The 24,799-nt window shown below is 58.4% G+C and carries 29 protein-coding genes; 17 read left to right on the forward strand and 12 right to left on the reverse strand.

From position 1 onward, the window contains the following. Nucleotides 1-6 precede the first annotated feature (6 nt). The 6 genes from ACR0JA_RS02695 (at nucleotide 7) to ACR0JA_RS02720 (ending at nucleotide 4,448) form a co-directional block, all read left to right on the forward strand. Nucleotides 7-591, forward strand: a complete 585-nt coding sequence (locus ACR0JA_RS02695; protein ID WP_480569603.1) for an OmpH/Skp family outer membrane protein — start codon at nucleotides 7-9, stop codon at nucleotides 589-591. A 71-nt stretch (nucleotides 592-662) separates the two neighbouring features. Next, the gene (gene fabZ / locus ACR0JA_RS02700) at nucleotides 663-1,136 is read left to right on the forward strand and encodes a 3-hydroxyacyl-ACP dehydratase FabZ (protein WP_480569606.1); all 474 of its coding nucleotides are present in this window, start codon (nucleotides 663-665) and stop codon (nucleotides 1,134-1,136) included. Beyond that, nucleotides 1,133-1,915 (forward strand): acyl-ACP--UDP-N-acetylglucosamine O-acyltransferase, encoded by a 783-nt coding sequence (gene lpxA, locus ACR0JA_RS02705; RefSeq protein ID WP_480569609.1) that lies wholly within the window; start codon nucleotides 1,133-1,135, stop codon nucleotides 1,913-1,915. Before fabZ ends, lpxA begins: the two co-directional genes overlap by 4 nt. Nucleotides 1,916-1,919: 4 nt before the next feature. Continuing rightward, the gene (locus ACR0JA_RS02710) at nucleotides 1,920-2,714 is read left to right on the forward strand and encodes an LpxI family protein (protein ID WP_480569612.1); all 795 of its coding nucleotides are present in this window, start codon (nucleotides 1,920-1,922) and stop codon (nucleotides 2,712-2,714) included. Further along, nucleotides 2,714-3,880 carry a lipid-A-disaccharide synthase gene (gene lpxB / locus ACR0JA_RS02715; protein ID WP_480569616.1) on the forward strand — a complete coding sequence of 389 codons (1,167 nt, stop codon included), beginning with the start codon at nucleotides 2,714-2,716 and terminating at the stop codon, nucleotides 3,878-3,880. Before ACR0JA_RS02710 ends, lpxB begins: the two co-directional genes overlap by 1 nt. After that, nucleotides 3,873-4,448 (forward strand): hypothetical protein, encoded by a 576-nt coding sequence (locus ACR0JA_RS02720; RefSeq protein ID WP_480569619.1) that lies wholly within the window; start codon nucleotides 3,873-3,875, stop codon nucleotides 4,446-4,448. Before lpxB ends, ACR0JA_RS02720 begins: the two co-directional genes overlap by 8 nt. 15 nt (nucleotides 4,449-4,463) lie before the next feature. On the opposite strand, the gene mnmA is transcribed toward ACR0JA_RS02720, so the two are convergent. Next, nucleotides 4,464-5,609, reverse strand: coding sequence for a tRNA 2-thiouridine(34) synthase MnmA (gene mnmA, locus ACR0JA_RS02725; protein ID WP_480569622.1), 1,146 nt, complete (start codon nucleotides 5,607-5,609; stop codon nucleotides 4,464-4,466). A gap of 129 nt (nucleotides 5,610-5,738) precedes the next feature. Between mnmA and sciP the strand changes: the two genes are divergently transcribed. The 5 genes from sciP to ACR0JA_RS02750 all read left to right on the forward strand — a co-directional run bounded on the left by sciP (nucleotide 5,739) and on the right by ACR0JA_RS02750 (nucleotide 11,526). Then, nucleotides 5,739-6,032, forward strand: a complete 294-nt coding sequence (sciP, locus tag ACR0JA_RS02730; RefSeq protein WP_480569625.1) for a CtrA inhibitor SciP — start codon at nucleotides 5,739-5,741, stop codon at nucleotides 6,030-6,032. 83 nt (nucleotides 6,033-6,115) lie between these two features. Continuing rightward, a complete protein-coding gene (ctrA, locus tag ACR0JA_RS02735; protein WP_480569628.1) occupies nucleotides 6,116-6,832 on the forward strand; it encodes a response regulator transcription factor CtrA in 717 nt (238 codons plus the stop codon). 120 nt (nucleotides 6,833-6,952) lie between these two features. Next, on the forward strand, nucleotides 6,953-9,205 hold the full coding sequence (ligA, locus tag ACR0JA_RS02740; RefSeq protein ID WP_480569631.1) for an NAD-dependent DNA ligase LigA: 2,253 nt from the start codon (nucleotides 6,953-6,955) through the stop codon (nucleotides 9,203-9,205). After that, the gene (gene recG, locus ACR0JA_RS02745; RefSeq protein ID WP_480569634.1) at nucleotides 9,202-11,292 is read left to right on the forward strand and encodes an ATP-dependent DNA helicase RecG; all 2,091 of its coding nucleotides are present in this window, start codon (nucleotides 9,202-9,204) and stop codon (nucleotides 11,290-11,292) included. Before ligA ends, recG begins: the two co-directional genes overlap by 4 nt. Before the next feature lie 111 nt (nucleotides 11,293-11,403). After that, nucleotides 11,404-11,526: a hypothetical protein gene (locus ACR0JA_RS02750; RefSeq protein ID WP_480569637.1), complete on the forward strand. Its 123-nt coding sequence runs from the start codon at nucleotides 11,404-11,406 to the stop codon at nucleotides 11,524-11,526. A 186-nt stretch (nucleotides 11,527-11,712) separates the two neighbouring features. Here the strand turns inward: ACR0JA_RS02750 and ACR0JA_RS02755 are convergent, their stop codons facing one another. Both ACR0JA_RS02755 and ACR0JA_RS02760 read right to left on the reverse strand, forming a co-directional pair. Further along, nucleotides 11,713-12,351 carry a MarC family protein gene (locus ACR0JA_RS02755; RefSeq protein WP_480569640.1) on the reverse strand — a complete coding sequence of 213 codons (639 nt, stop codon included), beginning with the start codon at nucleotides 12,349-12,351 and terminating at the stop codon, nucleotides 11,713-11,715. A gap of 60 nt (nucleotides 12,352-12,411) precedes the next feature. Further along, a complete protein-coding gene (locus tag ACR0JA_RS02760) occupies nucleotides 12,412-12,864 on the reverse strand; it encodes an iron-sulfur cluster assembly scaffold protein (RefSeq protein ID WP_480569643.1) in 453 nt (150 codons plus the stop codon). A 67-nt stretch (nucleotides 12,865-12,931) separates the two neighbouring features. Here ACR0JA_RS02760 and hisI point away from each other — a divergent pair, with 67 nt between their 5' ends. Further along, a complete protein-coding gene (gene hisI, locus ACR0JA_RS02765) occupies nucleotides 12,932-13,303 on the forward strand; it encodes a phosphoribosyl-AMP cyclohydrolase (RefSeq protein WP_480569646.1) in 372 nt (123 codons plus the stop codon). Nucleotides 13,304-13,337: 34 nt separating this feature from the next. Here hisI and gluQRS read toward each other — a convergent pair whose 3' ends face one another. The 4 genes from gluQRS to ACR0JA_RS02785 form a co-directional block, all read right to left on the reverse strand. After that, nucleotides 13,338-14,234 (reverse strand): tRNA glutamyl-Q(34) synthetase GluQRS, encoded by an 897-nt coding sequence (gluQRS, locus tag ACR0JA_RS02770; RefSeq protein WP_480569649.1) that lies wholly within the window; start codon nucleotides 14,232-14,234, stop codon nucleotides 13,338-13,340. Then, complete coding sequence (locus ACR0JA_RS02775; RefSeq protein WP_480569652.1) at nucleotides 14,231-14,845, reverse strand: class I SAM-dependent DNA methyltransferase; 615 nt, start codon at nucleotides 14,843-14,845, stop codon at nucleotides 14,231-14,233. Before ACR0JA_RS02775 ends, gluQRS begins: the two co-directional genes overlap by 4 nt. Before the next feature lie 26 nt (nucleotides 14,846-14,871). Then, on the reverse strand, nucleotides 14,872-16,212 hold the full coding sequence (gene trmFO / locus ACR0JA_RS02780; RefSeq protein ID WP_480569655.1) for a methylenetetrahydrofolate--tRNA-(uracil(54)-C(5))-methyltransferase (FADH(2)-oxidizing) TrmFO: 1,341 nt from the start codon (nucleotides 16,210-16,212) through the stop codon (nucleotides 14,872-14,874). 264 nt (nucleotides 16,213-16,476) lie between these two features. Further along, the gene (locus ACR0JA_RS02785; protein ID WP_480569658.1) at nucleotides 16,477-17,289 is read right to left on the reverse strand and encodes an enoyl-CoA hydratase; all 813 of its coding nucleotides are present in this window, start codon (nucleotides 17,287-17,289) and stop codon (nucleotides 16,477-16,479) included. 30 nt (nucleotides 17,290-17,319) lie between these two features. On the opposite strand from ACR0JA_RS02785, the gene ACR0JA_RS02790 reads away from it, so the two are divergent. Next, the gene (locus ACR0JA_RS02790) at nucleotides 17,320-17,763 is read left to right on the forward strand and encodes a PaaI family thioesterase (protein WP_480569661.1); all 444 of its coding nucleotides are present in this window, start codon (nucleotides 17,320-17,322) and stop codon (nucleotides 17,761-17,763) included. A gap of 61 nt (nucleotides 17,764-17,824) precedes the next feature. Here ACR0JA_RS02790 and ACR0JA_RS02795 read toward each other — a convergent pair whose 3' ends face one another. Beyond that, a complete protein-coding gene (locus ACR0JA_RS02795) occupies nucleotides 17,825-18,052 on the reverse strand; it encodes a DUF1127 domain-containing protein (RefSeq protein WP_480569664.1) in 228 nt (75 codons plus the stop codon). A 99-nt stretch (nucleotides 18,053-18,151) separates the two neighbouring features. Between ACR0JA_RS02795 and ACR0JA_RS02800 the strand changes: the two genes are divergently transcribed. Then, the gene (locus ACR0JA_RS02800) at nucleotides 18,152-19,555 is read left to right on the forward strand and encodes an aminotransferase-like domain-containing protein (protein WP_480569667.1); all 1,404 of its coding nucleotides are present in this window, start codon (nucleotides 18,152-18,154) and stop codon (nucleotides 19,553-19,555) included. Between the two features lie 3 nt (nucleotides 19,556-19,558). Here ACR0JA_RS02800 and ACR0JA_RS02805 read toward each other — a convergent pair whose 3' ends face one another. Further along, nucleotides 19,559-19,921 (reverse strand): nuclear transport factor 2 family protein, encoded by a 363-nt coding sequence (locus ACR0JA_RS02805; RefSeq protein WP_480569670.1) that lies wholly within the window; start codon nucleotides 19,919-19,921, stop codon nucleotides 19,559-19,561. A 238-nt stretch (nucleotides 19,922-20,159) separates the two neighbouring features. On the opposite strand from ACR0JA_RS02805, the gene rplM reads away from it, so the two are divergent. Next, on the forward strand, nucleotides 20,160-20,618 hold the full coding sequence (gene rplM / locus ACR0JA_RS02810) for a 50S ribosomal protein L13 (protein ID WP_039536983.1): 459 nt from the start codon (nucleotides 20,160-20,162) through the stop codon (nucleotides 20,616-20,618). 6 nt (nucleotides 20,619-20,624) lie between these two features. Beyond that, nucleotides 20,625-21,110: a 30S ribosomal protein S9 gene (rpsI, locus tag ACR0JA_RS02815; protein WP_068331197.1), complete on the forward strand. Its 486-nt coding sequence runs from the start codon at nucleotides 20,625-20,627 to the stop codon at nucleotides 21,108-21,110. A gap of 83 nt (nucleotides 21,111-21,193) precedes the next feature. Here the strand turns inward: rpsI and ACR0JA_RS02820 are convergent, their stop codons facing one another. The 3 genes from ACR0JA_RS02820 to ACR0JA_RS02830 form a co-directional block, all read right to left on the reverse strand. Continuing rightward, complete coding sequence (locus ACR0JA_RS02820) at nucleotides 21,194-22,222, reverse strand: zinc-binding dehydrogenase (protein WP_480569673.1); 1,029 nt, start codon at nucleotides 22,220-22,222, stop codon at nucleotides 21,194-21,196. 79 nt (nucleotides 22,223-22,301) lie between these two features. Beyond that, complete coding sequence (locus ACR0JA_RS02825) at nucleotides 22,302-22,856, reverse strand: hypothetical protein (protein WP_480569676.1); 555 nt, start codon at nucleotides 22,854-22,856, stop codon at nucleotides 22,302-22,304. A 234-nt stretch (nucleotides 22,857-23,090) separates the two neighbouring features. Continuing rightward, the gene (locus ACR0JA_RS02830; protein WP_480569679.1) at nucleotides 23,091-24,398 is read right to left on the reverse strand and encodes a tetratricopeptide repeat protein; all 1,308 of its coding nucleotides are present in this window, start codon (nucleotides 24,396-24,398) and stop codon (nucleotides 23,091-23,093) included. A gap of 122 nt (nucleotides 24,399-24,520) precedes the next feature. Here ACR0JA_RS02830 and ACR0JA_RS02835 point away from each other — a divergent pair, with 122 nt between their 5' ends. After that, nucleotides 24,521-24,799: a hypothetical protein gene (locus ACR0JA_RS02835; protein ID WP_480569682.1), complete on the forward strand. Its 279-nt coding sequence runs from the start codon at nucleotides 24,521-24,523 to the stop codon at nucleotides 24,797-24,799.

The following is a 24,799-nucleotide window of genomic DNA, read 5'->3' on the forward strand; positions in this document are numbered from 1 at the left end:
CTTCGGATGGAGAACAGATTCAAGCTGTTCATGCAGGGCCCGATCCGGGCCCTGTGTGTTTTGTTGGGGTTATGGGTCGCATCGCCGGTAATGGCGCAACAGTTGGGTGTGCCGCAATCGACGATCCTGACGATATCCAGCGACCGGCTGTTTGCCGAATCCCAGTTCGGCCAGCGTGTGTTTCGTGAAATCGAAGCCGAAAGCGCCCTTTTGGCGGAAGAAAATGAGCGCATCGTCCAGGAACTCAGCGATGAAGAGAGGGACCTGACGGAAAAACGCGCCGAACTTGACGCCGAAGCGTTTCGACCTCTGGCCGAAGCCTTTGATGAAAAGGTGCAATCCCATCGCGAAAGCCAGCGCGCAAAGCTGGACACGCTGGCCCGGCGCTCTGAACGGTCGCGCGCGATGTTCATCAATCTGGTCGAGCCGGTGCTAATCGACCTGTTGCGCGATACCGGCGCCTCGGTGATCCTCGAGCGGTCGGACGTTTTCCTCAGCCCCGATGCGCTGGATATTACCGATACCGCGATTTCCCGGATCAATGCCGCGATTGGCGATGGCGAGGAATTGCAAACCGAAGACGGTGAATAGGTTGCCTTGCCCTTGAAGGGCAGTATTGCTAACCACGCCAGTAAGAAACATCAGACACAGGACTTCTGCTTATGACCACGGAAACCCAGAGTGCCGACATTCAGCTGATTCAGCGGATATTGCCGCATCGCTACCCGTTTCTGCTGGTCGACAAGGTGGTTGATATTTCGGGCTATCACTCTGCTGTCGGTATCAAGAACGTCACCATGAACGAGCCGCATTTTCAGGGCCATTTCCCTGGCACTCCGATCATGCCCGGTGTGACAATCGTCGAGGCCATGGCACAGACCGCTGGCGTGATGTTGGGCGTTGGCATGGATGTCATCGACAGCGATCTGCTGATCTATTTCATGAATATCGACAAATGCAAATTCCGCCGCAAAGTCGTGCCCGGCGATGTGCTTGAGATGCATGTGGAAACCGTGCGCGGCAAGAAGGGCGGAAAGATCTTCAAGTTCAGCGGCCGTGCAACGGTCGATGGCGAGGTGGCCGCCGAAGCCGAGTTTTCGGCCTATGTCGACTGGGACATGGAAAAAACGACATGAGCAGCATTCACCCCAGCGCGATAATCGAAGACGGCGCGCAAATCGGGGCTGACTGCAAGATCGGTCCTTTTTGTTTCGTCGGTCCTCAGGTTCGGCTCGGGGACCGGGTGGAGCTGAAATCGCACGTTGTGGTAACCGGCGATACCTCGGTCGGAGAAGACAGCGTCGTGTTCAATTTCTCGGTCATCGGGGAAATTCCGCAGGATCTGAAATTTGGCGGTGAAAATACGCGGCTAGAGATCGGTAAGCGCAATCGTATCCGTGAGCATGTGACGATCAACACCGGCACTGATGGTGGCGGTGGCGTAACGCGGATCGGTGACGATTGCCTGCTTATGGCGGGGGTACATGTGGCCCATGACGTGCAAATTGGCGACCGCGTCATCATGGTGAACCACTCGGGTGCGGCGGGCCATTGCGTTGTTGGTGATGACGCGATCATCGGTGGCATCTCGGGATTGCACCAGTTTGTGCGCGTTGGTCGCGGGGCGATCATCGGGGCCCTGACCATGGTGCCAAAAGATGTCATTCCCTACGGTTTGGTTCAGGCCGCGCGCGGCGAGCTGGACGGCCTGAACCTTGTGGGCCTGAAGCGTCGCGGCGTCTCGCGCGAGGATATATCTGCGCTGCGCGCCGCCTTCCGCGAGCTGTCCGAGGGTGACGGTACCTTTATGGATCGCGTAGACCGGCTTGAAGGCGCAGAAAGCGATTACGTCCGCGAGATTCTGGACTTTGTCACCGGCGCGTCGGATCGGTCGTTCCTGACGCCAGGGAAGTAACGGCATGCTGGCTTTGATCGCGGGTACGGGCGCTTTGCCGGACGAGGTGGTGAGCCAACTGGACGAGCGCCCGCTGGTGTGCGCACTGGAAGGGTTTCAACCCGACACTCTGACCCCGGATATTGTGTTTCCGCTGGAGCAGCTCGGCAGTTTTATCGCCGACCTCAAGGCGCGCGGGGTGGATGAAATTTGCATGGCGGGTGCGGTGCGCAGACCTGCCGTTGATCCTGCGCGGATCGATGCGGCAACGATGCCGCTGGTTCCGATCTTGCAGCAGGCCATGATGTCCGGTGATGACGGCGCGCTGCGGGCGGTCATCGCTATTTTCGAACAATCGGGCCTGACGGTGCGCGCCGCGCACGAGATCGCGCCCGGGGTTCTTCCACCTGTTGGATGTTTGACGCAGGCGCAGCCGTCCGGGGCCGATCAGGCCGACGCGGACCGGGCTGCGGGTATCCTGCGTGCGATTGGGGCCGCCGATATCGGTCAGGCGTGTGTGGTCCAGAAAGGGCAGGCTTTGGCGGTTGAAGGGATTTATGGCACTGCATGGATGCTGCAATCCCTGACCCAGCGCCCCGATGCTGGTGGTGGCGTGCTTGTCAAGGGCCCGAAGCCCGATCAGGACCGCCGTGTAGACCTGCCCACCATCGGCCCGGACACTGTGACCGAAGCGGTCGCGGCCGGTCTGACAGGCATCGTTATCGAAAAGGGCGGCGTCATCGTTTTGGACCGCCAGCGCGTGGTGGCAGAATGCGAACGGTTGGGCCTGTTCCTGCTTGTGCGTGAGCGGGCCGTCTGATGCGTGTCTTTCTGGTCGCCGGAGAACCTTCGGGCGATCGGCTGGGCGGCGCGTTGATGGAAGGCCTGAAAACACTGGTCCCGGATGTCGAGTTCGACGGTGTCGGTGGCCCGCTGATGCAGGCGCAAGGGCTGGTCAGTCGCTTTCCGATGGCCGAACTCAGCGTTATGGGGCTGGTCGAGGTTCTGCCCAAGTTCTTTCACCTCAAGCGTCGTATCGCCGAGACGGCTGAGGCCGTGCTCGACACGCAGCCGGATGTCTTGATCACGATTGACAGTCCCGATTTCTCGCTGCGCGTGGCCAAGATCGTAAAAGCGGGCAGCAAAATCCGCACGGTCCATTACGTCGCTCCAAGTGTCTGGGCGTGGCGACCGGGCAGGGCGGACAAGATGGCAAAGGTCATCGATCACGTTCTGGCGCTGCTGCCGTTCGAGCCGCCGTACATGGAACGCGCCGGCATGGAGTGCGACTTTGTCGGTCACCCGGTCGTCAATGAACCCGTTGCAACTGACGAGGACATACAAGAGTTCCGGCAGGCCCATGGGTTGGGGCAAAGCCCGGTTATTCTGGCGCTGCCGGGATCGCGTCGGGGCGAAGTCGATCGGCTTGCGCCGGTATTCGGTGAGGCTCTGCGTCTGTTTCTGACTGGTCGACCCGAAATGCGGGTGGTCGTTCCTGCCGTCGCTCACATGGTCGAGACCGTGACCGATCACGTGCAGAACTGGCCGGGCTCTCCGGTCGTTGTCGATCCGCGCAATATCCCTGCAGATCTGGCGGTTCAGCAGAAACGCGCAGCCTTTGCTGCCGCGGAATTGGCCTTGGCCGCATCGGGCACCGTATCGCTTGAACTGGCCGCGCAGGCGACACCGATGGTCATCGCCTACAAGCTCAGTTGGCTGACCCAGAAAATGGCCGAACGAATGGTCAAGCTGGACACGGTGACTCTGGTCAATCTGGTATCCGACACGCGGTCGGTTCCCGAGCGTTTGCTGAACGATTGCGTCCCCGACAAAATCGCAGCCGCGCTCAAAGATGTGGCGGCTGATCCGGAGGCGCAGCGCGAGGCGATGACCATGACAATGGACCGCCTGGGACGCGGTGGAGAAGCACCGGGTTTGCGCGCAGCCAAGGCGGTGCTAAAACGACTGCCAAGCCAACATGATTGAGCATATCCTGTTCGCCGTGTCGGCCGGGATCGTGACGATCTCGACCAATCTGGACAATCTGGTTGTCTTGTTCGGCCTGATCATGGTGATGGAAACACGGCGCGCAGTTGCGGGGTTTGTTGTAGCGCAGGTGATCATCCTGACTCTGGCAATGGTGATCGCCAGCGGACTTGATCAAACCGGGTTTCTGCGGTGGGTCGGCTATCTTGGGATCATACCCATGTCTTTGGGCCTCTACGGTATCTGGCAACAGCTTTCAGGTGCCGAAGGCCGTAAACTGCCGGATACGGGTGCGATAACATCGACCGTTGTGCTGTTTCTAAGCTTGTCGTTCGACACTTTGGCAGCCATGACGCCACTATTTGCGGATTCGACCCCGGCATTTCGTTTGACGGCCTTGATCGGAGCTTTCTCTGCACTCGCGGTTCTGAGTGCGGTGGCAGCCTGGGGCGCACCGCGTGCGCAGGTTCTTGGGCCGCGATTTGCCCGACTCGACAGGATTGCGCCTTACATCATGGTGTCAGTGGGGCTGTATATTCTGGTCAACAGCCCAACGGACGTTCTTTAGCCTGGTATTCCGGCTTCAGTAACCGCGCCAGATCCAGCCGCCGCCAAAGATGCGGCTGCCCTCATTGGCGTAGAACACACAAGCCTGTCCGGGCGAGATACCTTCTTCGGGCGTCAGCAATTCAACCTCGGCCGTCGTATCGGACAAGGGACGGATGATCGCCTCGCGCGGGGGGCGGGTCGATCGGACTTTGACCGACAGGTGCCATTCGTCTAGCGAAGTGAACGGCGCATCGCCCAGCCAGTTGATCTCGCGCACGGGGATGGTCCGCGTGGCCAGCAATTCCTTGGGGCCGACCACGACCTGTTTTTTGTCCACATCCAGCTTCACCACATAAAGCGGCTCACTCAGGCCACCGATGCCCAGACCACGGCGCTGTCCGATTGTGTAGTGAATGACGCCATTGTGCTGGGCCAGCACCCGACCATCTGCATGCACGATCTCGCCGGGTTCGGCAGCGCCGGGACGCAGCTTTTCGATCACGCTGGCATAGTTGCCGTTGGGCACAAAGCAAATGTCCTGACTGTCAGGCTTGTCGGCAACCGCCAGACCGTATTGCGCCGCCATCTCACGTGTTGCGTCCTTTGAGGGCAGGTGGCCCAGAGGAAAGCGCAGATAGTCCAACTGCTCTGGCGTGGTCGAGAACAGGAAATACGACTGGTCGCGATTGGCGTCTTCGGCGCTGTGCAACTCAGGTCCGTTTGCGCCCATCTTGCGCTGAATGTAATGACCGGTCGCCATGCAGTCAGCTTCAAGGTCCTTGGCGGTTTCCAGCAGGTCCTTGAATTTCACGCGTTCATTGCAACGAATGCAGGGGACGGGTGTCGCGCCAGCCAGGTAACTGTCGGCGAACTCGTCGATCACGGCGTCCTTGAAGATGTTCTCGTAGTCCAGCACGTAATGCGGAAATCCACGTTCCTCGGCCACGCGGCGCGCATCGTGGATATCGATCCCGGCGCAGCACGCGCCTTTCTTGGCCAGTGCCGCGCCGTGGTCATAAAGCTGCAGCGTCACGCCGACCACGTCATAGCCCTGTTCGGCCAGATAGGCCGCAACGACTGAACTGTCGACACCACCCGACATGGCAACAACCACCCGCGTTTCCGAGGGCGGTTTGGCAAAACCAAGCGAATTGAGTTTGGTCTCGGCAGCGAGGGCCATGGCGATTCCAGTCCGGGTTAAGAAAGACCGGCAGAATATAGGAAAATTCTACACACTCTCAAGGGGTGGTTTCACCTCCTTTTAAGTAGGCTGGGGGCAGCTTTGTCGCAGTTGAAAAAGGGGCGAGAGATGTATTTGCACAAAGTGGAAGGACCGCGGTCAATTACATTACCGGACGGAACCATCCTGACGCGCGCTGATTTGCCGTCTGCCGACACAAGAAGATGGGTCGCGTCCCGAAAGGCGCTGGTCGTCCGGGGGGTGCTGTATGGGCTGATCACCTTGTCGGATGCCAAGAAACGCTATGGCATCAGTGATGAAGAGTTCAACACCTGGGTCGCAGCCGTGGCCGAGCACGGTGTCGACGCTTTGAAGGTCACCACATTAAAAAAATATCGACAACTTAAAGAAGAGCGTGAATAAATGATTCAACGGTAACGTCAGATTAACCATTTTTATTCAGGCTCAATTCAGTTGAAGAACTTGACCCAAATTGGAGCAGTAATATGCGAATACTTCTTGTCGAGGATGATCCAACAACGTCCAAAAGCATCGAACTGATGCTAACTCATGCAAATTTGAACGTTTATGCGACAGATCTTGGCGAAGAAGGCATCGACCTGGCAAAGCTCTATGATTACGATCTGATCCTGCTGGATCTGAACCTGCCCGACATGAATGGTCACGAGGTTCTTCGCCAGCTTCGCATTGCGCGCGTGGAAACGCCGATTTTGATTCTGTCCGGCGCAGATGACACGGAAAGCAAGATCAAAGGTTTCGGCTTTGGTGCCGACGACTATCTGACCAAGCCCTTCCACCGAGAAGAACTGGTGGCCCGTATCCACGCTATTATCCGTCGTTCCAAGGGTCATTCCCAATCGGTCATTCACACCGGACGGGTTGCAGTCAACCTGGATGCCAAAACGGTCGAGGTCGAGGGCAAGACTGTCCATCTGACCGGCAAGGAATACCAGATGCTCGAATTGTTGAGCCTGCGCAAAGGGACGACCCTGACAAAAGAGATGTTCCTCAACCATCTTTACGGCGGCATGGACGAACCGGAACTCAAGATCATCGACGTGTTCATCTGCAAGCTGCGCAAGAAACTCAGCAACGCTACGGGTGGCGAGAACTATATCGAAACGGTCTGGGGCCGGGGATATGTTCTGCGTGATCCGCAGGCGGCGGCAAACTCGGAAACTCGTTTGGCCGTTGGCGCCTGACTGAAACACTGCCGCCGTTGGTCCAGGGCGGCACCTCCACTCACGGTACAGCACAACACTGGACCTCGCTTCGGCCTCGCCCTATCACTGGGTTTCAGAACGACGTGACAGGGCGAGGCCATGAGCGAAATTACCCCCGTATCCGAGCTGACGCAGGATGAGGCCCGCGCCGAGTTAGAGCGGCTCGCCCATGTCCTGCAACGGGCCAATCGACTATATCACGCAGAAGATGCGCCCGAACTTTCGGATGCGGACTACGACGCGTTAAAACGTCGAAACGCCGATATCGAGGCGCACTTTCCGGCACTGAAGCGCAGCGACAGTCCGACCGATCTAGTTGGTGCGCGGGCGGCTGACGGGTTTGCCAAGGTCTCTCACGCGGTCCGGATGATGTCGTTGGGCAATGGTTTTGACGATACCGATATCGCAGATTTCGACCGTTCAATTCGGAAATATCTGGGGCTGAGTGACGACGCGCCGCTCTCATACACCGCCGAACCCAAGATCGACGGCCTGTCCCTTTCGCTGCGCTACGAGCAGGGCGTTTTGGTCCAGGCGGCGACGCGCGGCGATGGAGAGGTCGGCGAGAATGTCACCGCCAACGCGCGCACTGTTGCGGATATTCCGCAGCAGATCGAGAACGCCCCGGACATCCTGGAGGTGCGCGGCGAGGTCTATATGTCGCACGCGGATTTTGACGATCTGAACGCGCGCCAAACGGCAAGCGGCGGCAAGACCTTTGCCAACCCGCGCAACGCGGCTGCGGGGTCGCTGCGTCAGCTGGATGCCACAATCACCCGCTCCCGGCCTCTTCGGTTCTTTGCCTATGCGTGGGGAGAGCTCTCGGCGCCAATCGCGACCACACAGATTGATGCCATCGAACGTTTGCACGCCTTCGGGTTTCAGACCAACGAGTTGACGCGAAAATGCGACTCGGTCCCAGAAATGCTGAACCATTACCGCGATATCGAAGCGCAGCGGTCGACCCTCGGATATGATATCGACGGCGTTGTCTATAAGGTCAACGATCTTGCCTTGCAGGCGCGGCTTGGCTTTCGCTCGACCACGCCGCGTTGGGCGATCGCCCACAAGTTCCCCGCTGAATTGGCCTGGACCCGGTTGGACGGGATCGACATTCAGGTAGGGCGCACCGGAGCACTTAGCCCGGTTGCACGGTTGCATCCCGTCACGGTCGGGGGTGTGGTCGTCTCGAACGCCACGCTGCATAACGAAGACTATATCGCGGGCCGCGATGCCAAAGGCGGTGTGATCCGGGGCGGCAAGGATATCCGCGTCGGGGACTGGGTGCAGGTTTACAGGGCCGGAGATGTCATTCCCAAAGTGGCCGATGTTGACCTGACGAAACGTCCGGATGACAGCGCACCCTATGAATTTCCGACGGCTTGTCCCGAATGTGGTAGCGACGCCATTCGCGAGGACGGCGATGCGGTCCGGCGCTGCACGGGTGGGCTGATATGCCCGGCTCAAGCCGTTGAAAAACTGAAGCATTTTGTATCGCGCAAAGCCTTTGATATCGAGGGTCTGGGTGCCAAGCAGATCGAGATGTTCCATGGTGACACGGCTCTTCCGATCAATACCCCCGCCGACATTTTCACTCTGCACGAGCGCGACGCAAAAAACCTATCGCGGCTCAAGAACCGGGACGGGTGGGGTGAAACATCGGCCAGCAATCTGTTCGCGGCCATCGACGAAAAGCGGAAGATCGAGTTTGGGCGCTTACTGTTCGCCTTGGGCATTCGCCATGTCGGTGAGGTTGGCGCGCGGGACCTTGCGCTGCACTTTCTCGATTGGGATGTGATGGCGCAAGCGATTGACACGGCCCGTCCAGCGGCCCTAGCCCAACGACGCGCAGACGCCGCGGAAGAGGCCGAACGGCAAACCGCAACGCAGGAAGGTCGCCGCGCTCGGGTGAAAGAGGCGCGGGACGTCGCCATTGCCAATTCCGATGTACCTTCGGCCGCTGTTTCGGCCTGGTCGGACCTGATTGGCATTGACGGGATTGGCACCACATTGGGCCTTTCCCTGTCGGACGCATTTGCAAACGCTGATGAGCGCCGGGCCTTCGATGACCTCCGGCAGCACCTGACGATCATTGCGCCGGATCTGCCAGCCGCTGACAGCCCGGTTGCGGGTAAAACGGTTGTGTTTACCGGAACGCTGGAAAAAATGACCCGGGCCGAGGCAAAGGCAAGGGCCGAGGCGCTGGGGGCAAAGGTGTCGGGCTCGGTCAGCCAGAAGACCGATCTGCTGGTGGCAGGTCCAGGTGCGGGCTCCAAAGCAAAAAAGGCGGCGGATCTGGGGATTGAAACGCTGGACGAAGATGGCTGGCTGCAACTGATCGGGGATGCATGAGCAGCCGTCCGGAGATCCTGTTTCCGCTGTTTGCGGGCCTCGAGACGCTGGACGGTGTAGGCCCCAAAACCGCGCAATTGTTTGGGCAATTGGGGGTCGAAACACCACGGGATGTTCTGTTTGCGTTGCCTTACGCGGTGATTGACCGGCGGCGGCGAGACACGATCAAAGGGGCTGATCTGCCGACGACGCTGACTGTTGAGGTTACCGTCGGCCCGCATCGTCCTTCTCGCAATCGGGGCGGGGCTTACCGCATTCATGTTGAGGATAGCCAGGCGGATTTCCAGCTCGTGTTCTTCCACGCGCGCGGTGACTATCTGAAAAAGATCCTCCCGCAAGGATCGTGCCGTGTGGTTTCTGGTAAACTTGAATTGTTCGACGGTATGGCGCAGATGGTTCACCCGGATCATGTTGTTGCCCCAGCGGATGTCGCCGAACTGCCAGAGTTTGAACCCGTCTACCATCTGACCCAAGGGGTGACACAGAAAACCGCGTACAAGGCGGCGCAAAGTGCGCTGGACCGCGTGCCCAACCTTCAGGAGTGGATTGACCCCAACCAGATCGCCCAGAAAAGCTGGCCGGGTTGGGCGGCGGCGGTCCGCGATGCGCACCATCCGCAAGGTGCGGATGATGTCGCGCCATTTGACCCCGCAAGGGAGCGGCTGGCTTATGATGAGCTGTTCGCGCATCAACTCACCCTTGCGTTGGCCCGGCAGAGGGAAAAAAAGGCGCGCGGAATTGTCAGTGTTGGAACCGGGGCGTTGCAGGGGCGAGTACTGCAATCCCTGCCGTATCGACCGACCGGAGCGCAAGAGCGCGCGATCCAGGAAATCACTGCTGATATGGGCTCAAATACGCGGATGAACCGTTTGTTGCAGGGTGATGTGGGTGCGGGCAAAACGCTGGTGGCGTTCATGGCCCTGCTGGTCGCGGTTGAGGCCAAGGGGCAGGGAGTCATGATGGCCCCCACCGAGATCCTTGCCCGCCAACATCTCGAAGGACTGCGCCCGCTGGCCGAAGAGGCTGGCGTCGTTCTGGAGATTCTGACGGGCCGCGATAAGGGGGCCGAGCGAAAAGCCAAGCTTGCCGCGCTGGCGCGAGGGGACATTCACATTCTGGTCGGCACGCATGCCGTGTTCCAAAGCGATGTTGAGTTTCAGGATCTGCGTCTCGCGATCGTTGACGAGCAGCACCGTTTCGGTGTGCGTCAGCGGATGGAGCTATCCGAAAAAGGGCAGGGAGCGGATGTTCTGGTCATGACCGCCACACCGATCCCGCGCAGTCTGGCGCTGGCGCAATATGGTGACATGGACGTATCGGTGCTGGATGAAAAGCCGCCGGGTCGTAAGCCGATCAAAACCGCTATCATCAGCACGCAGCGCATGGACGAGGTGGTCGACCATCTGCGGCTTGCGATCGGTGAGGGAAGGCAATGTTACTGGGTCTGTCCTTTGGTGGACGAATCCGAAGTCTCGGACCTGACAGCGGCCGAGGAGCGGTTCAAACGGCTGCGGGCCTTGCTGGGCGACGGTACTGTCGGGCTGGTGCATGGCCAGATGCCACCGGCGGAAAAGGATGCCGCGATGGCAGCGTTTCAATCCGGGCAGACCAAGGTGCTGGTCGCAACAACAGTGATCGAGGTCGGTGTCAACGTGCCGAACGCCACGATCATGGTGATCGAGCGCGCAGAAATCTTCGGCCTAGCGCAGCTACATCAGTTGCGTGGTCGGGTCGGACGTGGCGAGGAAGCCTCGACCTGCTTGTTGATGTATCAGCCGCCGCTAAGTGAAGGCGGTCGCAAACGTCTGGAGGTTCTTCGTGAAACCGAAGACGGGTTTCGCATTGCCGAAACCGATCTTCAGATGCGCGGCGCCGGAGACCTGATCGGAACCGCGCAGTCGGGCCTGCCAAAGTTTCGGATTGCTGATCTGGAACGGCAGGCCGGATTGATGGCTGTAGCGCAATCTGACGCGCGGAATCTGCTCTCCGGTGACCCGAAACTCACCTCTGAACGGGGGCAAGCCGCGCGTGTTCTGTTATGGCTGATGAAGCAGGATCAGGCGATCCGTTTGATATCAGTGGGTTAGACAGAAAGTTCCGGTGAGTTCACAAATGTTCTCAAAAAGTTCTTTACCGACTCGGGAAAATATGAGAACAAAAGGTCAACAAAGGATTAAACCCTGACCGGAGGTGAGACCATGCTGACCCAAATCAAGACCGCATTCAGCCGTTCGCAAGCCACGATTTTGCAAGACGCTGCGGGTGCCGTGTCCTTGGTTGTGATGCTGGTGGTTGCCCTTCATTTGCCGCTGGGGTTCTAAGCCTTTCTGCCTGCGATCTCGTGCCGTTCAACCCGCGTATGTCATCCCCATTTCAGTCAAGGGTGACCTGCCTGTCCCAAACCCCTTGAGGGGCCTGCCTCGGCCCCGCGCGGAATTCCGGATCCCACGCGAGAAACGCAATACCTGCCGCCGCCCTTTCCGCCCGGAAGGTGCGGCGGTTTTTTCTTACAATTGACCCGTCTTCATGATCTCAAGGATCGCTGAAAGCACGGAATTGACTGCGACAGAGGCCAGGATCATGCCCATCACGCGGCTGATGATGGCAGCGCCCGAATGGCCGATCAGCCGAATGATCGGCTCGGCCAGCAGCATCAAGACAAAGGCAATCGCGATGACCAAAAGCATGATCAGCGCGGTGATACCCTGATCCGCAGCGCTAAATCGGTTGTTGTCGGTCAAAATGACGATCGCCAGCATCGCACCGGGCGATGCAAGCGAGGGCACCGCCAACGGGAAGATCGCTGGATTGGATTGGTGAATCTTGTCTTCCTGATCTTCTTCGGCCTGGCGCTGCTCGATATCCTGCTTGCTTTCGCCAAAGATCATTGTCAGCGCGAACAGAAACAGGATGATGCCGCCGGCAACCTGAAACGAGTTAAGGCCAATATCCAATGCCTCGATCAGCAGCTGTCCGAAAACAAGGAAGAACAGCAAAACTCCGGCGCTGATGAATGCTGCAAGTAATGCCGTACGACGGCGGGCAGAAGCCTCGATACCGGCGGTAACGGCGATGAATACCGGGATCGTGCCGATCGGGTCAATCACCACCCAAAGGGTCACGAAATGTTCAAGCAGATTGTTCAAACCGCGACCCCCTCAGGACTTTCGCGCGAGGTTATTCGGCGTCCGTACAAAAGGCCAAGGTCAGGCGCAATTGGCCTGTTCGGCTTGTCCCATCGCCTCGGCGGTGGCCTCCAACGCCAGCAGGATTGAGGCGTGACGGTTCTTGTAATCCCGCGCGGGCATCAGAACTTCGAGCCCGTCAAAGGGCGCATCCGGGGCAGGGCCGTCTTTCTTCAACATGGCAGCGAGCTGATCGCGGGCGGCCTCCACCTGTTGACGCGTCGCTCCGATAACTGCGTCACCAACGACAGAGGCTGACGCCTGGCCAAGCGCGCAAGCTTTAACATCCTGTCCATATTCGGCAACCTTGCCGTCGCGCAGCGTTACATCGACCGTCACCGTCGAGCCGCACAGAGGCGCGCGCTTTTTGACGGTGGCATCGGGGTTTTCCAGACGATCCAGATGAGGAATATCCGCCGCCAGCGCAAGAATGCGCCCGGAATACAGCTTGATCAGGTCAGTTTCGCCGGACATGGGTTTCCCTCGGTAGCGGTTCCCAATACATAGTGACCAAACCCGGCGATGCAAAAGGTTTTTTGGAATGGCACAGACAGTCGCGTTCGACCCATCGACGCTGAAATTCAACGAGGCGGGTCTGATCCCAGCCATCGCTCAGAACGAGAGCACGGGCGAGGTTCTCATGATGGCCTGGATGAATGTCGAGTCGGTTTCGCGCACACTTGAATCGCGGCGGGTAACCTATTGGTCGCGCTCGCGTAAGTCGTTCTGGGTCAAAGGCGAAACCTCGGGTCACGTGCAAGAACTGGTCGATTTCCGGGTCGACTGCGACCGCGACTGTCTGTTGGTCTTGGTGCGTCAGCAAGGGCCTGCCTGTCACACGAACCGGCGCTCTTGCTTCTACACCGCTGTTCGCGAAGGCGAAGAAGTCGAATTGATGAAACCGATGGAGTGAACATCCGGTGCGTGGTAGTTAACGTGCTTCGTCGCTAAGGGGTGGATTTGGCTTTGATGCCAATCATTCGCCGGATATCATCAGGGCTGGCACCTTCTTCACGGTATTTGGCGATCGCGCGCGCATCGTCGCGTTTGGCCAGACGCTTACCCGCCTCATCGCGGATCAGGCGATGATGCGTGTACTGCGGGGTCGGAAGGCCAAGCACCGCTTGCAGTAAGACGTGAATTCGCGTTGCCTCGAACAAATCCTTCCCGCGCACGACATGCGTGATGCCCTGATCGGCATCATCCAGCACTACCGAGAGGTGATATGACGTCCCCATGTCACGCCGGGACAAGACGACATCCCCGATGGTCTGCGACAAATCCTGGGGCGACAGTGAGATCGTCCCAGTCTCACCGTTTGGACCTGACCCTAATTCGTGAAACCCCGGCGCGCGGGCCTGAACCAATTGTGCTGCCTTGGCGATATCGAGCCGCAGCGGAATATCGATTGGCCGCGCCCTGCTAGCAGGATCGCCGTGTTTCCAACGTTCCCGGCAAGTGCCGGGGTAAATGAGACCATCAGGACCATAAAGCGGCGCACCTTCCTGCGGTGCACTGGCTGCCGCGGCGATGTCTTTTCGGTTACACGTACAAGGGTACAACAGACCCTGCGCCCAAAGCTGATCCAAGGCGACCTGATAGGCAGGCAAGCGGTCCGACTGGCGCATGACAGGCTTGGGCCAACGCAGGCCCAGCCATTCAAGATCATCATAGATCAGATTTTCCCACTTTGGGCGCGCGCGGGATTGATCGATATCTTCGATCCGCAGCAGGAACTCTCCGCCCTGTTCACGCGCCAAATCATGGGCCAGGATCGCCGAATAGGCGTGACCCAAGTGTAGTGGCCCGGTTGGAGACGGCGCAAAACGGGTCCTGAAAGTCACGCTTTTTCAATCACGTAAACGTCTGATCTCATGTCCATGCCGCGCAGGTGGGGGCCGTTCTCGCGAAACAGAAGACGGGCATGCCCCATGTCCAGCCAATCACCCAAACGCGTGGTATAGCTGCGTTCTGTAAGCGTCAGGTCATTGAACGAAAACGCCAGCAGACCTTTCTTTGGCAAGGCGTGCATCAACATATCCAGTGTTTCCGGCGGTGCGGCACCTGTGCCGATCACACCAATGGCTGTAATCACCGAATAGGAACTTGACTTGACCGGAGCAGGGTCAGTGATATCGAACTCGGTCAGGGTTCGGTATACGCCCTTAGCTTCAGCCCCTTGCAACATCTCAGAGGTCGGGTCCATGCCATCAATCACCCGATACCCGACAGTGTGCAGAGCTTCTCCGGACAGACCCGTGCCACAGCCATAGTCCAGAATAGGGACATCCGCCTGCGGTTTTTTCGACCACAAGGCCTCGGCCACGCGTCGCGGTGTCACATAGCCTTGCCCGCCAACCTCGTCGTCATACGAGGTTGCCCATTCGCGGTAATGGTCCTGCGTTTCCTGCACAGACCCAAGCCCATAGACATCCTTGAGAAATTTTTTGCTCATGCAAGCATGTTAAGCGGTCGCAGGGGTCATCGTCCAGCCAGCCACTCGGTCCAAGCCGCTTTGGCGCGATCGGTATAGGCTTTGTAGCGGTCCTTGCGCCCACGACGCCCGCCTTTCAGGCCCTCAACGGGGCGGAACAGGCCGAAATTTACGTTCATCGGCTGAAAGGTTTTTGCCTCGGCACCGCCGGTGATGTGGTGGATCAAGGCCCCCATCGCGCTGTCCTGGGGAAGCGGTGGAAGGGGGCGATCCTGAATCTCAGCCGCAGCAAACCGCCCGGCCAGCAATCCCATCGCGGCGCTTTCCACATAACCTTCGACCCCGGTGATTTGGCCGGCAAAGCGTATGTTGGGACGCGATTTCAGACGCATCTGCGCGTCCAGTAGTGTCGGAGAGTTGATGAATGTATTGCGATGAATGCCGCCCAACCGGGCAAAACTGGCATTCTCAAGCCCCGGGATCATGCGAAACACATCGGTCTGCGCACCGTATTTCATCTTGGTCTGGAAACCCACGATATTGAAAAGTGTGCCCAGAGCGTTGTCGCGCCGCAATTGCACCACCGCATAGGGCTTGTCGTCCGGATTGTGCGGGTTGGTCAGGCCAACTGGTTTCATCGGTCCATGGCGCAGCGTTTCGCGGCCACGTTCCGCCATAACCTCGATTGGCAAGCAGCCATCGAAATATCCTGCGGTTTCACCTTCATGAAATTCGGTCTTGTCTGCCGCCAATAGGGCATCAATGAACGCCTCGTATTGATCACGGTCCATCGGGCAGTTCAGATAAGCAGTGCGCTCTTCCTCGGTCTCGCCCTTGTCATAGCGCGATTGCATCCACGCCTGGCTCATGTCGATGCTGTCAGCATAGACGATCGGTGCAATCGCATCAAAAAACGCTAGCGCTTCGGCCCCGGTTTCGGACTGGATCGCAGCGCCCAGATCAGCCGAGGTCAGCGGACCTGTGGCAAAAATCCATTGACCGTCTGACGGCAAAGACGTGACTTCTTCGGCGGTAACCGACACGCGCGGGTGAGCGTGCAGCCTGGCCGTAACCGTTTCGGCAAAAGGATCCCGGTCAACCGCCAACGCGCCGCCAGCGGGCAAGCGATGTGCGTCTGCTGTGGACATGATCAGCCCGTTTGCGGCGCGCATCTCCCAATGCAGCAAGCCAACGGCGTTCTGTTCGTCATCGTCCGAACGGAACGAGTTCGAGCACACCATTTCTGCCAGATTGCCGGTCTGATGCGCAAACGTGCCCACCTTGGGGCGCATTTCGTGGATAACGACATCCACACCCAATTCAGCAGCCTGCCAGGCGGCCTCGGACCCGGCCATTCCGCCGCCGACGATATGCAATCTCTGTGTCATGAGACGCCACATAGGGCAGGGCGCGTGAATGCGCAACGTGGGTTTGCGGTGTTATTTCAACGACGCGAATATCTGGGAAGTCTTGGGGTCGCCGCTGCGGGAATGTCGACGCCGGTGAGAGAAACCAGCTTGGAGGGACCTTCCGCCCACGGCGACCCAAAAGTGTCTTTCAGGCCATGGCCTTGTCCCACCTTTGCCACAGTGTCGCCGCTTTGAAAAGTGAAAAATTGCGAACAGTTTGTAAAATTGTGCCGAATAATCGCTTCATTGCTGCCAATTTGGAGGCCGTTTTTCGATGAATGCGTTTATTCCTTCTTCGGTATCGCGATGCAGCATATTCTGCGCCATTACCTCGGCGGTATAGGCATATGCCTGATCGGTGGGCAGTTGAAGTTGTTGATAAAACGCCTCTTTCCCGACTTTGACGGCCGATCCCAACTTGTTTGCCAGTTGTTCGGCCAGCGCCTTGGTTTCTTCTTCTAGCCTGGTTTCCGGTACGACGCGATTGATCAGGCCAAGCTCGGCGGCGCGCTCGGCCTGGATGAAATCGCCAGTTGTCAGCATTTCGAACGCGAGTTTGCGCGGGATATTGCGGCTGAGCGCAACCATCGGTGTCGAACAGAACAGGCCAATATTGACACCGTTGACCCCAAACCGGGTTCCTTCTGCGGCGATGGCCAGATCGCAGGTCGCAACCAATTGGCAACCTGCGGCGGTGGCAATGCCGTGGGTCTGGGCGATTACTGGCTGAGGCAGGGTTTGTATCGACATCATCATTTTGGCGCAGCGGTCGAAGAGGTCCTGAAAATAAGCTAGCCCTCGGTCGTTTGCCTGCCGCCCGTTTGTCATCTGTTTCAAGTCATGACCTGCGCAGAATGCCTTGCCAGCACCCGACAGGATCACCGCGCGAATCGACCGGTCGTCGCGCAGCGCGTCGAGTTCCGCTTGCAGAGCACCAAGCATCTCGTCGCTGAGGGCATTGAGACGCTCGGGCGCGTTCATCGTCAGGCGGGCGACGGCGCCCGTGTCGTTACGTTCCAGAATTGCCATATTGCCCTCCCGCTGGCTGTGGGCCAACTCTAGGGCGGCACGGCAAGGAGGAAAAGCATGTCATTGGCGCTGACGAAAAAAGAATTGTCTGACTATCTGGTGCAGGTCTTTCCGCAGGTCCACGCGGATTTCGTCATCGAGGACCTGACCGAGACGTCGATCACCGTGCGCCTTGTTGTAGCCGAGCGTCACTTGCGCCCGGGCGGTACCATCTCGGGGCCTTCGATGTTTGGACTGGCGGATGTAAGTGTCTATGCCATGGTTCTGGCCCGCAAAGGCCGTCAGTCTCTGGCCGTCACCACCAATAGTTCGGTCGACTTTTTGCGCAAACCCGTTGGTGGTGCTGATATGATCGCCAAATGCCGGTTGCTGAAACTCGGGCGCAGCCTGGCTGTGGGGGACGTACTTATGTACTCGGAAGGATATGACGAACCAGTTGCGCGCGCCACTATGACCTATTCGATCCCGCCCGAAGGGTCGGCTGCGGCAAAGTTCGGATAAAAAAGGCCGGGGACAAGCCCCGGCCCAGGAAGAGGTCCCAAAAAATGGGACTGGGGATAACTTAGTTCATCCAGAAATATCGGCTGGTTTCGCCGCGCGATTGAAACCGCGTCAGCCCGACGTCGCGCAGCAGGCGATCATCCAACCGGCCGAGGTTCACGCGACTGCGGCGGCGTTGCTCCCATTTGGTGACCGTCGCTGCAAACTGCACGGCCAGCGCTGCGATTAGCGGCAGCCGGGGGCTGTCGGTCAGCAGGGTAAGGGCGGGTGTGTGCATTGCGCGTGTCATCTTGGGTATCCTTTCAAATTGTATTGACACAAAGCGTAGATGTTCGGTACAAGGCGTTGATACATTCAGGATTGTGTCAAAATCAAAGGAAGAATTGTAATGGATACAATTTGGCCAGAGGCGCTGCCGAAATCCAAAAGTCCTAAATATGCCATTGTGGCCGACACGATCCGAAAAGCGATAGATAACAACATGCTGGAGGTTGGAACCAAGCTGCCTCCGGTGCGTGAACTTGCGTATCAGTTACAAATCACGCCAGGTACGGTCGCGCGTGCGTATACAATCCTGACGGATGAGGGATTGTTACAAGCCGAGGTCGGGCGTGGTACATTTGTCGCCCCGCCCAAATCTCCGGTTCCGGATGATGTCTGGGCGCGAGAGCTGCATCTGCAGGATGACAAATACGATGCCAATGTCAGCCTTTTCAGCCCAAGGCTGGCGGATGTGGGGCAGGTGTCTCTGATCCGCGAATGTCTGCAAAAGGTGTCTCAGGCCAATCCGGGCCTGTTTCTGAACTATCCGACACGCGACGCTTACCAGCCGATGCGGCAATCGGTGGTCGATTGGTTGTCGGACCTGCAGTTGGGGCCTTTGACACATGACGATATCGTGCTGACACACGGAGGACAGAACGGCTTGTGCCTTGTGTTTCAGACGATTCTGCACGGTCCGAAGCCCGTCGTTCTGGTCGAAGACCTGTCCTATGCCGGATTTCGCCGGGCCGGGGAATTGATGCGGGCAGACATCGTGGGCGTGAAGATGGACAATTGGGGTTTGGACCCCAAAGCGATGGAGCATTTGCTGCGGCAGACACCGGCGCAGGCGGTTTGCGTTTCGCCCGAGGTGCAAAACCCGACCGGCTCTCATACACCGCTCGAACGCCGCAAAGAGATCGTCGAGGTCGCCCGGCGCTTTGATGTGCAGATCATCGAAGACGATTGCTATCGCATGGGCGACGCCCGCGAACCGAGCTATCGCGCACTTGCACCAGAACGTGGATGGCATGTGTCATCGATTTCGAAAATCCTGACGCCAGCGCTGCGTGTCGGATTTGCCATCGCCCCGCGCGAGCGCAGCGTCGATCTGCGCCGCTCTGCCGAGTATGGGTATTTCGGCCTGGCCCAACCGCTGGCCGAGGTGACACGGCTTTTGTTGTCTGACCCACGGACACGGGAAATTGCCCGGGATGTGCGCGTCAGGATGGGGGAATATGTTCGGGTGGCGGTGAACGCACTGGGTGGTTTCGACCTGAATTGGGCGCCGGATGTCCCCTTTGTTTGGCTCAGCCTGCCCTCGGGATGGCGCGCGGGGTCTTTCACACGTGCAGCCGAGCGTGAGGGGATACAGTTGCGGTCCGCCGATGAATTCGCCCTGCGCGACGGGCGCGCGCCGAACGCCGTTCGAATTGCGATGAATGGCCACGTATCGCTGGAGCGTTTCGAGGACGCGATGCAGCGGCTGAGGGCGCTTTTGGACAACCCGCCGGAACAGATCAGCGTTTGATCGTCAGCTCAAAGGGGTAGGGTCACCAAAGAACCCGGCCAAGTGCGCGATCTGTCCGGCCTCGTTCAATCGCACAAAATCGTGCCCGGCGACCATGACACCGCCGTCTTGACCGATCATATGCCAGGTGAAGTGAACGACGTCATGGTGATTTGAGGGTTCGCTGGTCAATTCAACGCGCCCGCCAGAACCCTGCAACACCTCTCCGATATGATCACAGAGGTTGGAACGCCCACTCACCTCCGCAGTTGGATCCACATATTGCCCGTTTTCCGCGAAACACCCGGTCAGCAGAGCAAGACGTTTGACTGCATCCTCTTCTTGCCAGGCCAGCCCATAGTCCGCGATTGTCTTTTGCCAGTTCATTTTGCAACTCTCCGTTGGCCCGCGTATCCAATGGCAGTATAGCGGTCTTTGTGACATGCGCGAAGGCCCGCAAATTATGGGGTAAAATAATACCTATTTTGTAACATGTTGATTTGACACGTTAAAAACATGATCACATGTATTGACCCGCAAAACCAGTAGGTCTAAACCCCGTGCATCGAATTCGGACCGGTCTGCATTCAGGCCGGTCTTTCACATCAAACAGGACTATCCTGCCATGAAAACCTTTTCTGCAACACCTGCAGACATCGACAAGAAATGGATCCTGATCGACGCCGAGGGCGTTGTTCTGGGCCGTCTCGCCTCGATCGTCGCCATGCGCCTGCGTGGCAAGCACAAAGCGTCGTTCACCCCGAACATGGACATGGGCGACAATGTTATCGTGATCAACGCTGACAAAATCCAGATGACCGGCAAGAAGCGCGAAGAGAACTTCTACTGGCACACTGGCCACCCGGGCGGCATCAAGTCGCGCACCAAGCAGCAGATCCTCGAGGGTGCACACCCCGAGCGCGTCGTGACCCAGGCGGTCAAGCGCATGCTGCCGGGCAACCGTCTGGCGCGCCAGCAGATGACCAACCTGCGCGTTTACGCCGGTGCCGAGCATCCCCACGAGGCGCAAGCGCCCGAAGTTCTGGACGTGAAGTCCATGAACAAGAAAAACACCCGGAGCTAATGACCGATGGCTGATCAGATCAATACTCTCGAAGAGCTGAGCGCCGTCGCAGGCGTTGAAACCGTGGCTGAAGAAGTTGTTGCACGTGAACCCGTGCGCGACGAGCTGGGTCGCTCGTATGCCACCGGCAAGCGTAAAGACGCTGTTGCCCGCGTGTGGATCAAGCCGGGTTCCGGCAAGGTCACCGTGAACGGCAAAGATCAGGACAAGTATTTCGCGCGTCCCGTTCTGCAGCTGATCCTGCGCCAGCCGTTCCAGGTTGCCGGTGTCGAAGGTGAGTTCGACGTTGTTGCAACCGTTAAAGGCGGTGGCCTGACCGGTCAGGCCGGTGCGGTCAAGCACGGCATCTCGAAAGCGCTGCAACTGTATGATCCCAACCTGCGTGGTGCTCTGAAAGCCGCTGGTTTCCTGACCCGCGACAGCCGCGTTGTGGAACGTAAGAAATACGGTAAGCGCAAAGCGCGTCGTTCGTTCCAGTTCTCGAAGCGCTAATCCCGCTGCTGGATCGAAGAAAAAACAAACGGCCGCAGAATGTTGCGGCCGTTTTTTTATGTACAACGAAGGGGACCGATCGGTCAGGGCGTGATAATGACCTTGCCGTCGCTCTTCTTCAGCGCGTCAGCCAGATCTGGCACCACCTCGCGAAGGGTCAGACGTTCTGAGATATCGGTCTTCCAGCGGCCGTCGGCAAATCGCGCCTGCACCTCGCCGACCACGCGCATCTGGTCAGTTGGTGGCGTGGACATCATCCACTCTGTCAGCCAGAAGCCCTCGATCCGTTTGCTCATGAATATCAGCTGGCCGGTCTGTGTGAGCGTTGGCAGGTCAGGGCTCAGTTTTCCATAACACACCCAGCGCGCGCGATTGGGCATCGCGCAGAAGATCTGTTCGGACAGTTGATCCGCCACCGCATCAAGGAACACGCGCGGTTTCAGGTTGGCGCTGATGGATGCGAATTTCTGAGCAACATCAGGGTCCGTTGTCACCAGAACCTCGGCAGCGCCCAGGTTCTTTAGGGTGTCGACCGTTTCGGCCCGACGGACCAACGCAATCGGGCTCAACCCTAGATCGCGTCCAAGACTACACATCAGCTTGCCCAATTGGCTGGTCGCAGCAGAGACCACAAACGCATCCCCGTCGCCGCGCGCGATATCGACCATCGCCATAGCGGACAACGGGTTGACGATTTGCGCCGCACCATCCTCATCCGAGATTTCAGGGCGCAATGGGATGCACATCTGGGCCGGTGTCAGGGCATATTCCGCCCATGCGCCCGAGCCAGAGGCGACAAAAGCCACGCGTTGGCCCAACAGTGCCTCGACCCCGTCGCCCGTTGCAACAACATCGCCGCAGCCTTCGAAGCCTGCGGGCGCGCCTTTGACCCGGGGCTGGCCATATTCGCCTTTGATGAAGTGGATGTCGGATGGGTTTACCGAAGCGGTGCGCAAGCGGATCAGGACTTGTCCCGGGCCGGGTTTGGGCACCGGTATTTCAGCCGCCTCCAACCAGGCGGACGCGTTGTCCAGCGTGGGACCGGATGCTGATCCCGAATAACCATCCTGCGTCTGAATGACTGCGAACATTGTGGCTGGTAGGTCTGTCATGGGTTTATTACCTGTTTTCTTAACGACGCCGACTCAGCCGAGCTAAAGCGGGCCGCCCCATCGGACGGCCCCGCGTTCATCATTGCTGCGTCAGCAGTGTGCGCAGTTCCTGGATTTTCTGCACGACCGTTTCGGGCGCGGCTTTGATCTCATCCAGTATGGCGACTGCCTGGGTTTTGATGTCTTGCGACAGGGTGCTCTCCTCTACGGCTGCGACCATGGTGTCATAGTCGAATTGTTGCGCTGTCAGCTTGCCGTCTTCAACCCATGAATTGAACAGGTCCTGACCCTGATCCACAAGCGAGGCAACCTGATCGCCTGCCTCAGATGCGGCTTCGTTTGCCTGATCCGCCACGGACGAGGCGGCTTCGCTGGCCTGTTCGGTCACCGAAGACGCTGCCTCGGACGCTTGTTCAGCGACTGCGTTAGCAGCGTCCGCTGCCTGCTCAGTTACCGCATCAGCGGCATCACTTGCGGCTTCTTGCAGGGCCGAGGCCGCTTCGCCTACTGCGTCGCCAGCATCCTGTGCTGCGGTCTCCAACTGCTCGGCCGGGGTGGGTTCGGGCTGATTCAGATAGTAATACGCGCCGACGCCAATCGCGGCGACGATAACAATAAGCAATACACGGGACATGAGGGTCTCCTTCTCAAAAAGATATGCGCCCGAGATGGGGTGAATCAATTGAGTCGAAAAGGGGGAAAACCGGGGTATTTCGGTCATTTAACGGGCATGAGCCAGCCGACGCTGATAGCAACCATTCAGGATGGCGGGTTCATGCCGCTTAACGTCCCGCGCGACAAAACCTGTTGCCGGACAAAGGGCGTGAACCAGCCACAGGATCATGAACCGCAGCCGGCAAGCAGGGGTTCATGGCGTCGGGTTCAGCGAACCCGCAGCTTTCATTGCATTGATCAGGGCATCGACCGGTTCAGGGGTGGAAAAGGCGCGTCTTTTGACGGCCTCCAAAGGGAAATTGGGCCAGGTTTCATTGTAGACGCTGGCAAGCCGGCGCGCTTCTGCTTGTTCCCCATTCTCCCAGTGTGAGGCCATGAGATAGGCGGCAGAGATTGGGCCGAACGGTCCCCCGCGTGAAATGGTCGTCTCATAGGTCTCGATTGCGGCTGCATAATCACCAGTGTGAAACTGGGCCGACCCAAGCGCGTTCTCGAAGACAAGGCCGCCGCTGGATTTGGCCAGCTCTCGGAAGTGGTCTGCCTGTCCAAGGAGCTGATCGAACTGTGAAGTGTAGAGCAGGATCAACGCATCGAATTCCGCGATGTGGGCATCCATCGGCCGCAGTTTGACGGCCCGATCCGAAAGCGTCAGCGCGGAATCATAGTTGCCTAACCCAAGTTCCAACCACGCCCGCGCGGACAATGCCCAGGCATCGCTGGGGGCAAGCTCCAGCGCGCGGCGGCTGTTTTTGTCAGCAGCTTGCAAAAGCCTTTCCGTGTCGGGTTTTTCCGGCTGAAGAATTGCAAACATCGTCTCGATCTGAGCCGAACCGGCATAGCCGCAAAAATAGTCCGGGTCCCGCTCAATCGCGGTTTCAAATATCTGCAATGCGGGGCGCAGTCTTGCCAAGGTGACGACCGGAAAGATCAACTCACGTCCAGCGTTGCACAGGTTGATCGCCTCGATGCGCGCGGGGGCTACATCATAGATCATCGGACGACCCATTTCTGATTTTTCAGATGAGGAACGGAGCCAAAAAAAGGTCCCTACCAGCACCGCGCATAGCGCCAAAGAAACTGTTAATAACAACGCGGCGGGCAGGGGTGCTCGCTGCCCATTCCCGGCGGTTGTCCGGCGTTCAAAAACTGGAACATAGCTGCCAACCGGCAGCGATATGACAACCGGATCGGAGGTACCAACCCCTTCGTAATACGCGTCAAGCTTTCGGCGAACGCGACCGGCATCGACCCTGACGACACCCTCGCGTCTGGACAAATCCTCGACATCGTACCCGTAAACGTCCATCGCGATTGTCTTCGCGCGAATGTTGTCGGCGCGACCTGAAATCGCTTCGGTGACAACATAGGTCAGAAACGACCGCATCCGGGACGATCCGCGGAATTCATCGGATCCCAGCACGCTTTGCAAGGCGGTTTCGATCTCGGAATTCGAGGCCGATCCCGCGCCATCCTTTCGTGTGTCACCTTCCGCCGCTGTCACGAACTATCCTTTCGTCACAGGGATTTGACCCCGTGTTGCTACGGTAGCATGCGCGGTTTTACCTTCAAGACATATTCTTCGCAGCGCATGCTTGGTGGGCAAGTTTATGGAATTTGCTGCCCATGACCGAGGATGACTTTTTCGATGCGCAATTTCCCAGATCAGCATCCCTGCTGACCGAAATGCGCGCCGCTGACACGGAACTCGATCGGATCTGCAAGGATTATCGCGATCTTTTTGCAGAGCTGTCTCGACAGCGGCAATCAGCTGACGTTCCGCCGTCCCGCTATATCGCGGATTTGGCGGAAAGCCTGTCGGATCTGCGTAGCACGATCGAAAGGCGGCTGCGCAGTCGTGAAACCCAAATGGCCGGCAAGTTTAACCAGATTGGAGAAACCTGA

The sequence above is a fragment of the Ruegeria sp. AM4 genome (genome assembly GCF_056540665.1).

Coding starts and splice junctions, on each gene's coding strand:
- ACR0JA_RS02720 (WP_480569619.1), top strand. CDS start 3,873: ATGATTGAGCATATCCTGTTCGCCGTGTCGGCCGGGATCGTGACGATC.
- mnmA (WP_480569622.1), bottom strand. CDS start 5,609: ATGGCCCTCGCTGCCGAGACCAAACTCAATTCGCTTGGTTTTGCCAAA.
- fabZ (WP_480569606.1), top strand. CDS start 663: ATGACCACGGAAACCCAGAGTGCCGACATTCAGCTGATTCAGCGGATA.
- rplM (WP_039536983.1), top strand. CDS start 20,160: ATGAAAACCTTTTCTGCAACACCTGCAGACATCGACAAGAAATGGATC.
- ACR0JA_RS02790 (WP_480569661.1), top strand. CDS start 17,320: ATGTCATTGGCGCTGACGAAAAAAGAATTGTCTGACTATCTGGTGCAG.
- ACR0JA_RS02805 (WP_480569670.1), bottom strand. CDS start 19,921: ATGAACTGGCAAAAGACAATCGCGGACTATGGGCTGGCCTGGCAAGAA.
- trmFO (WP_480569655.1), bottom strand. CDS start 16,212: ATGACACAGAGATTGCATATCGTCGGCGGCGGAATGGCCGGGTCCGAG.
- ACR0JA_RS02695 (WP_480569603.1), top strand. CDS start 7: ATGGAGAACAGATTCAAGCTGTTCATGCAGGGCCCGATCCGGGCCCTG.
- ACR0JA_RS02795 (WP_480569664.1), bottom strand. CDS start 18,052: ATGACACGCGCAATGCACACACCCGCCCTTACCCTGCTGACCGACAGC.
- rpsI (WP_068331197.1), top strand. CDS start 20,625: ATGGCTGATCAGATCAATACTCTCGAAGAGCTGAGCGCCGTCGCAGGC.
- ACR0JA_RS02750 (WP_480569637.1), top strand. CDS start 11,404: ATGCTGACCCAAATCAAGACCGCATTCAGCCGTTCGCAAGCCACGATT.
- lpxA (WP_480569609.1), top strand. CDS start 1,133: ATGAGCAGCATTCACCCCAGCGCGATAATCGAAGACGGCGCGCAAATC.
- ACR0JA_RS02820 (WP_480569673.1), bottom strand. CDS start 22,222: ATGACAGACCTACCAGCCACAATGTTCGCAGTCATTCAGACGCAGGAT.
- lpxB (WP_480569616.1), top strand. CDS start 2,714: ATGCGTGTCTTTCTGGTCGCCGGAGAACCTTCGGGCGATCGGCTGGGC.
- hisI (WP_480569646.1), top strand. CDS start 12,932: ATGGCACAGACAGTCGCGTTCGACCCATCGACGCTGAAATTCAACGAG.
- ACR0JA_RS02760 (WP_480569643.1), bottom strand. CDS start 12,864: ATGTCCGGCGAAACTGACCTGATCAAGCTGTATTCCGGGCGCATTCTT.
- ACR0JA_RS02825 (WP_480569676.1), bottom strand. CDS start 22,856: ATGTCCCGTGTATTGCTTATTGTTATCGTCGCCGCGATTGGCGTCGGC.
- ACR0JA_RS02775 (WP_480569652.1), bottom strand. CDS start 14,845: ATGAGCAAAAAATTTCTCAAGGATGTCTATGGGCTTGGGTCTGTGCAG.
- ligA (WP_480569631.1), top strand. CDS start 6,953: ATGAGCGAAATTACCCCCGTATCCGAGCTGACGCAGGATGAGGCCCGC.
- ACR0JA_RS02710 (WP_480569612.1), top strand. CDS start 1,920: ATGCTGGCTTTGATCGCGGGTACGGGCGCTTTGCCGGACGAGGTGGTG.
- ctrA (WP_480569628.1), top strand. CDS start 6,116: ATGCGAATACTTCTTGTCGAGGATGATCCAACAACGTCCAAAAGCATC.
- ACR0JA_RS02800 (WP_480569667.1), top strand. CDS start 18,152: ATGGATACAATTTGGCCAGAGGCGCTGCCGAAATCCAAAAGTCCTAAA.
- ACR0JA_RS02835 (WP_480569682.1), top strand. CDS start 24,521: ATGACCGAGGATGACTTTTTCGATGCGCAATTTCCCAGATCAGCATCC.
- sciP (WP_480569625.1), top strand. CDS start 5,739: ATGTATTTGCACAAAGTGGAAGGACCGCGGTCAATTACATTACCGGAC.
- recG (WP_480569634.1), top strand. CDS start 9,202: ATGAGCAGCCGTCCGGAGATCCTGTTTCCGCTGTTTGCGGGCCTCGAG.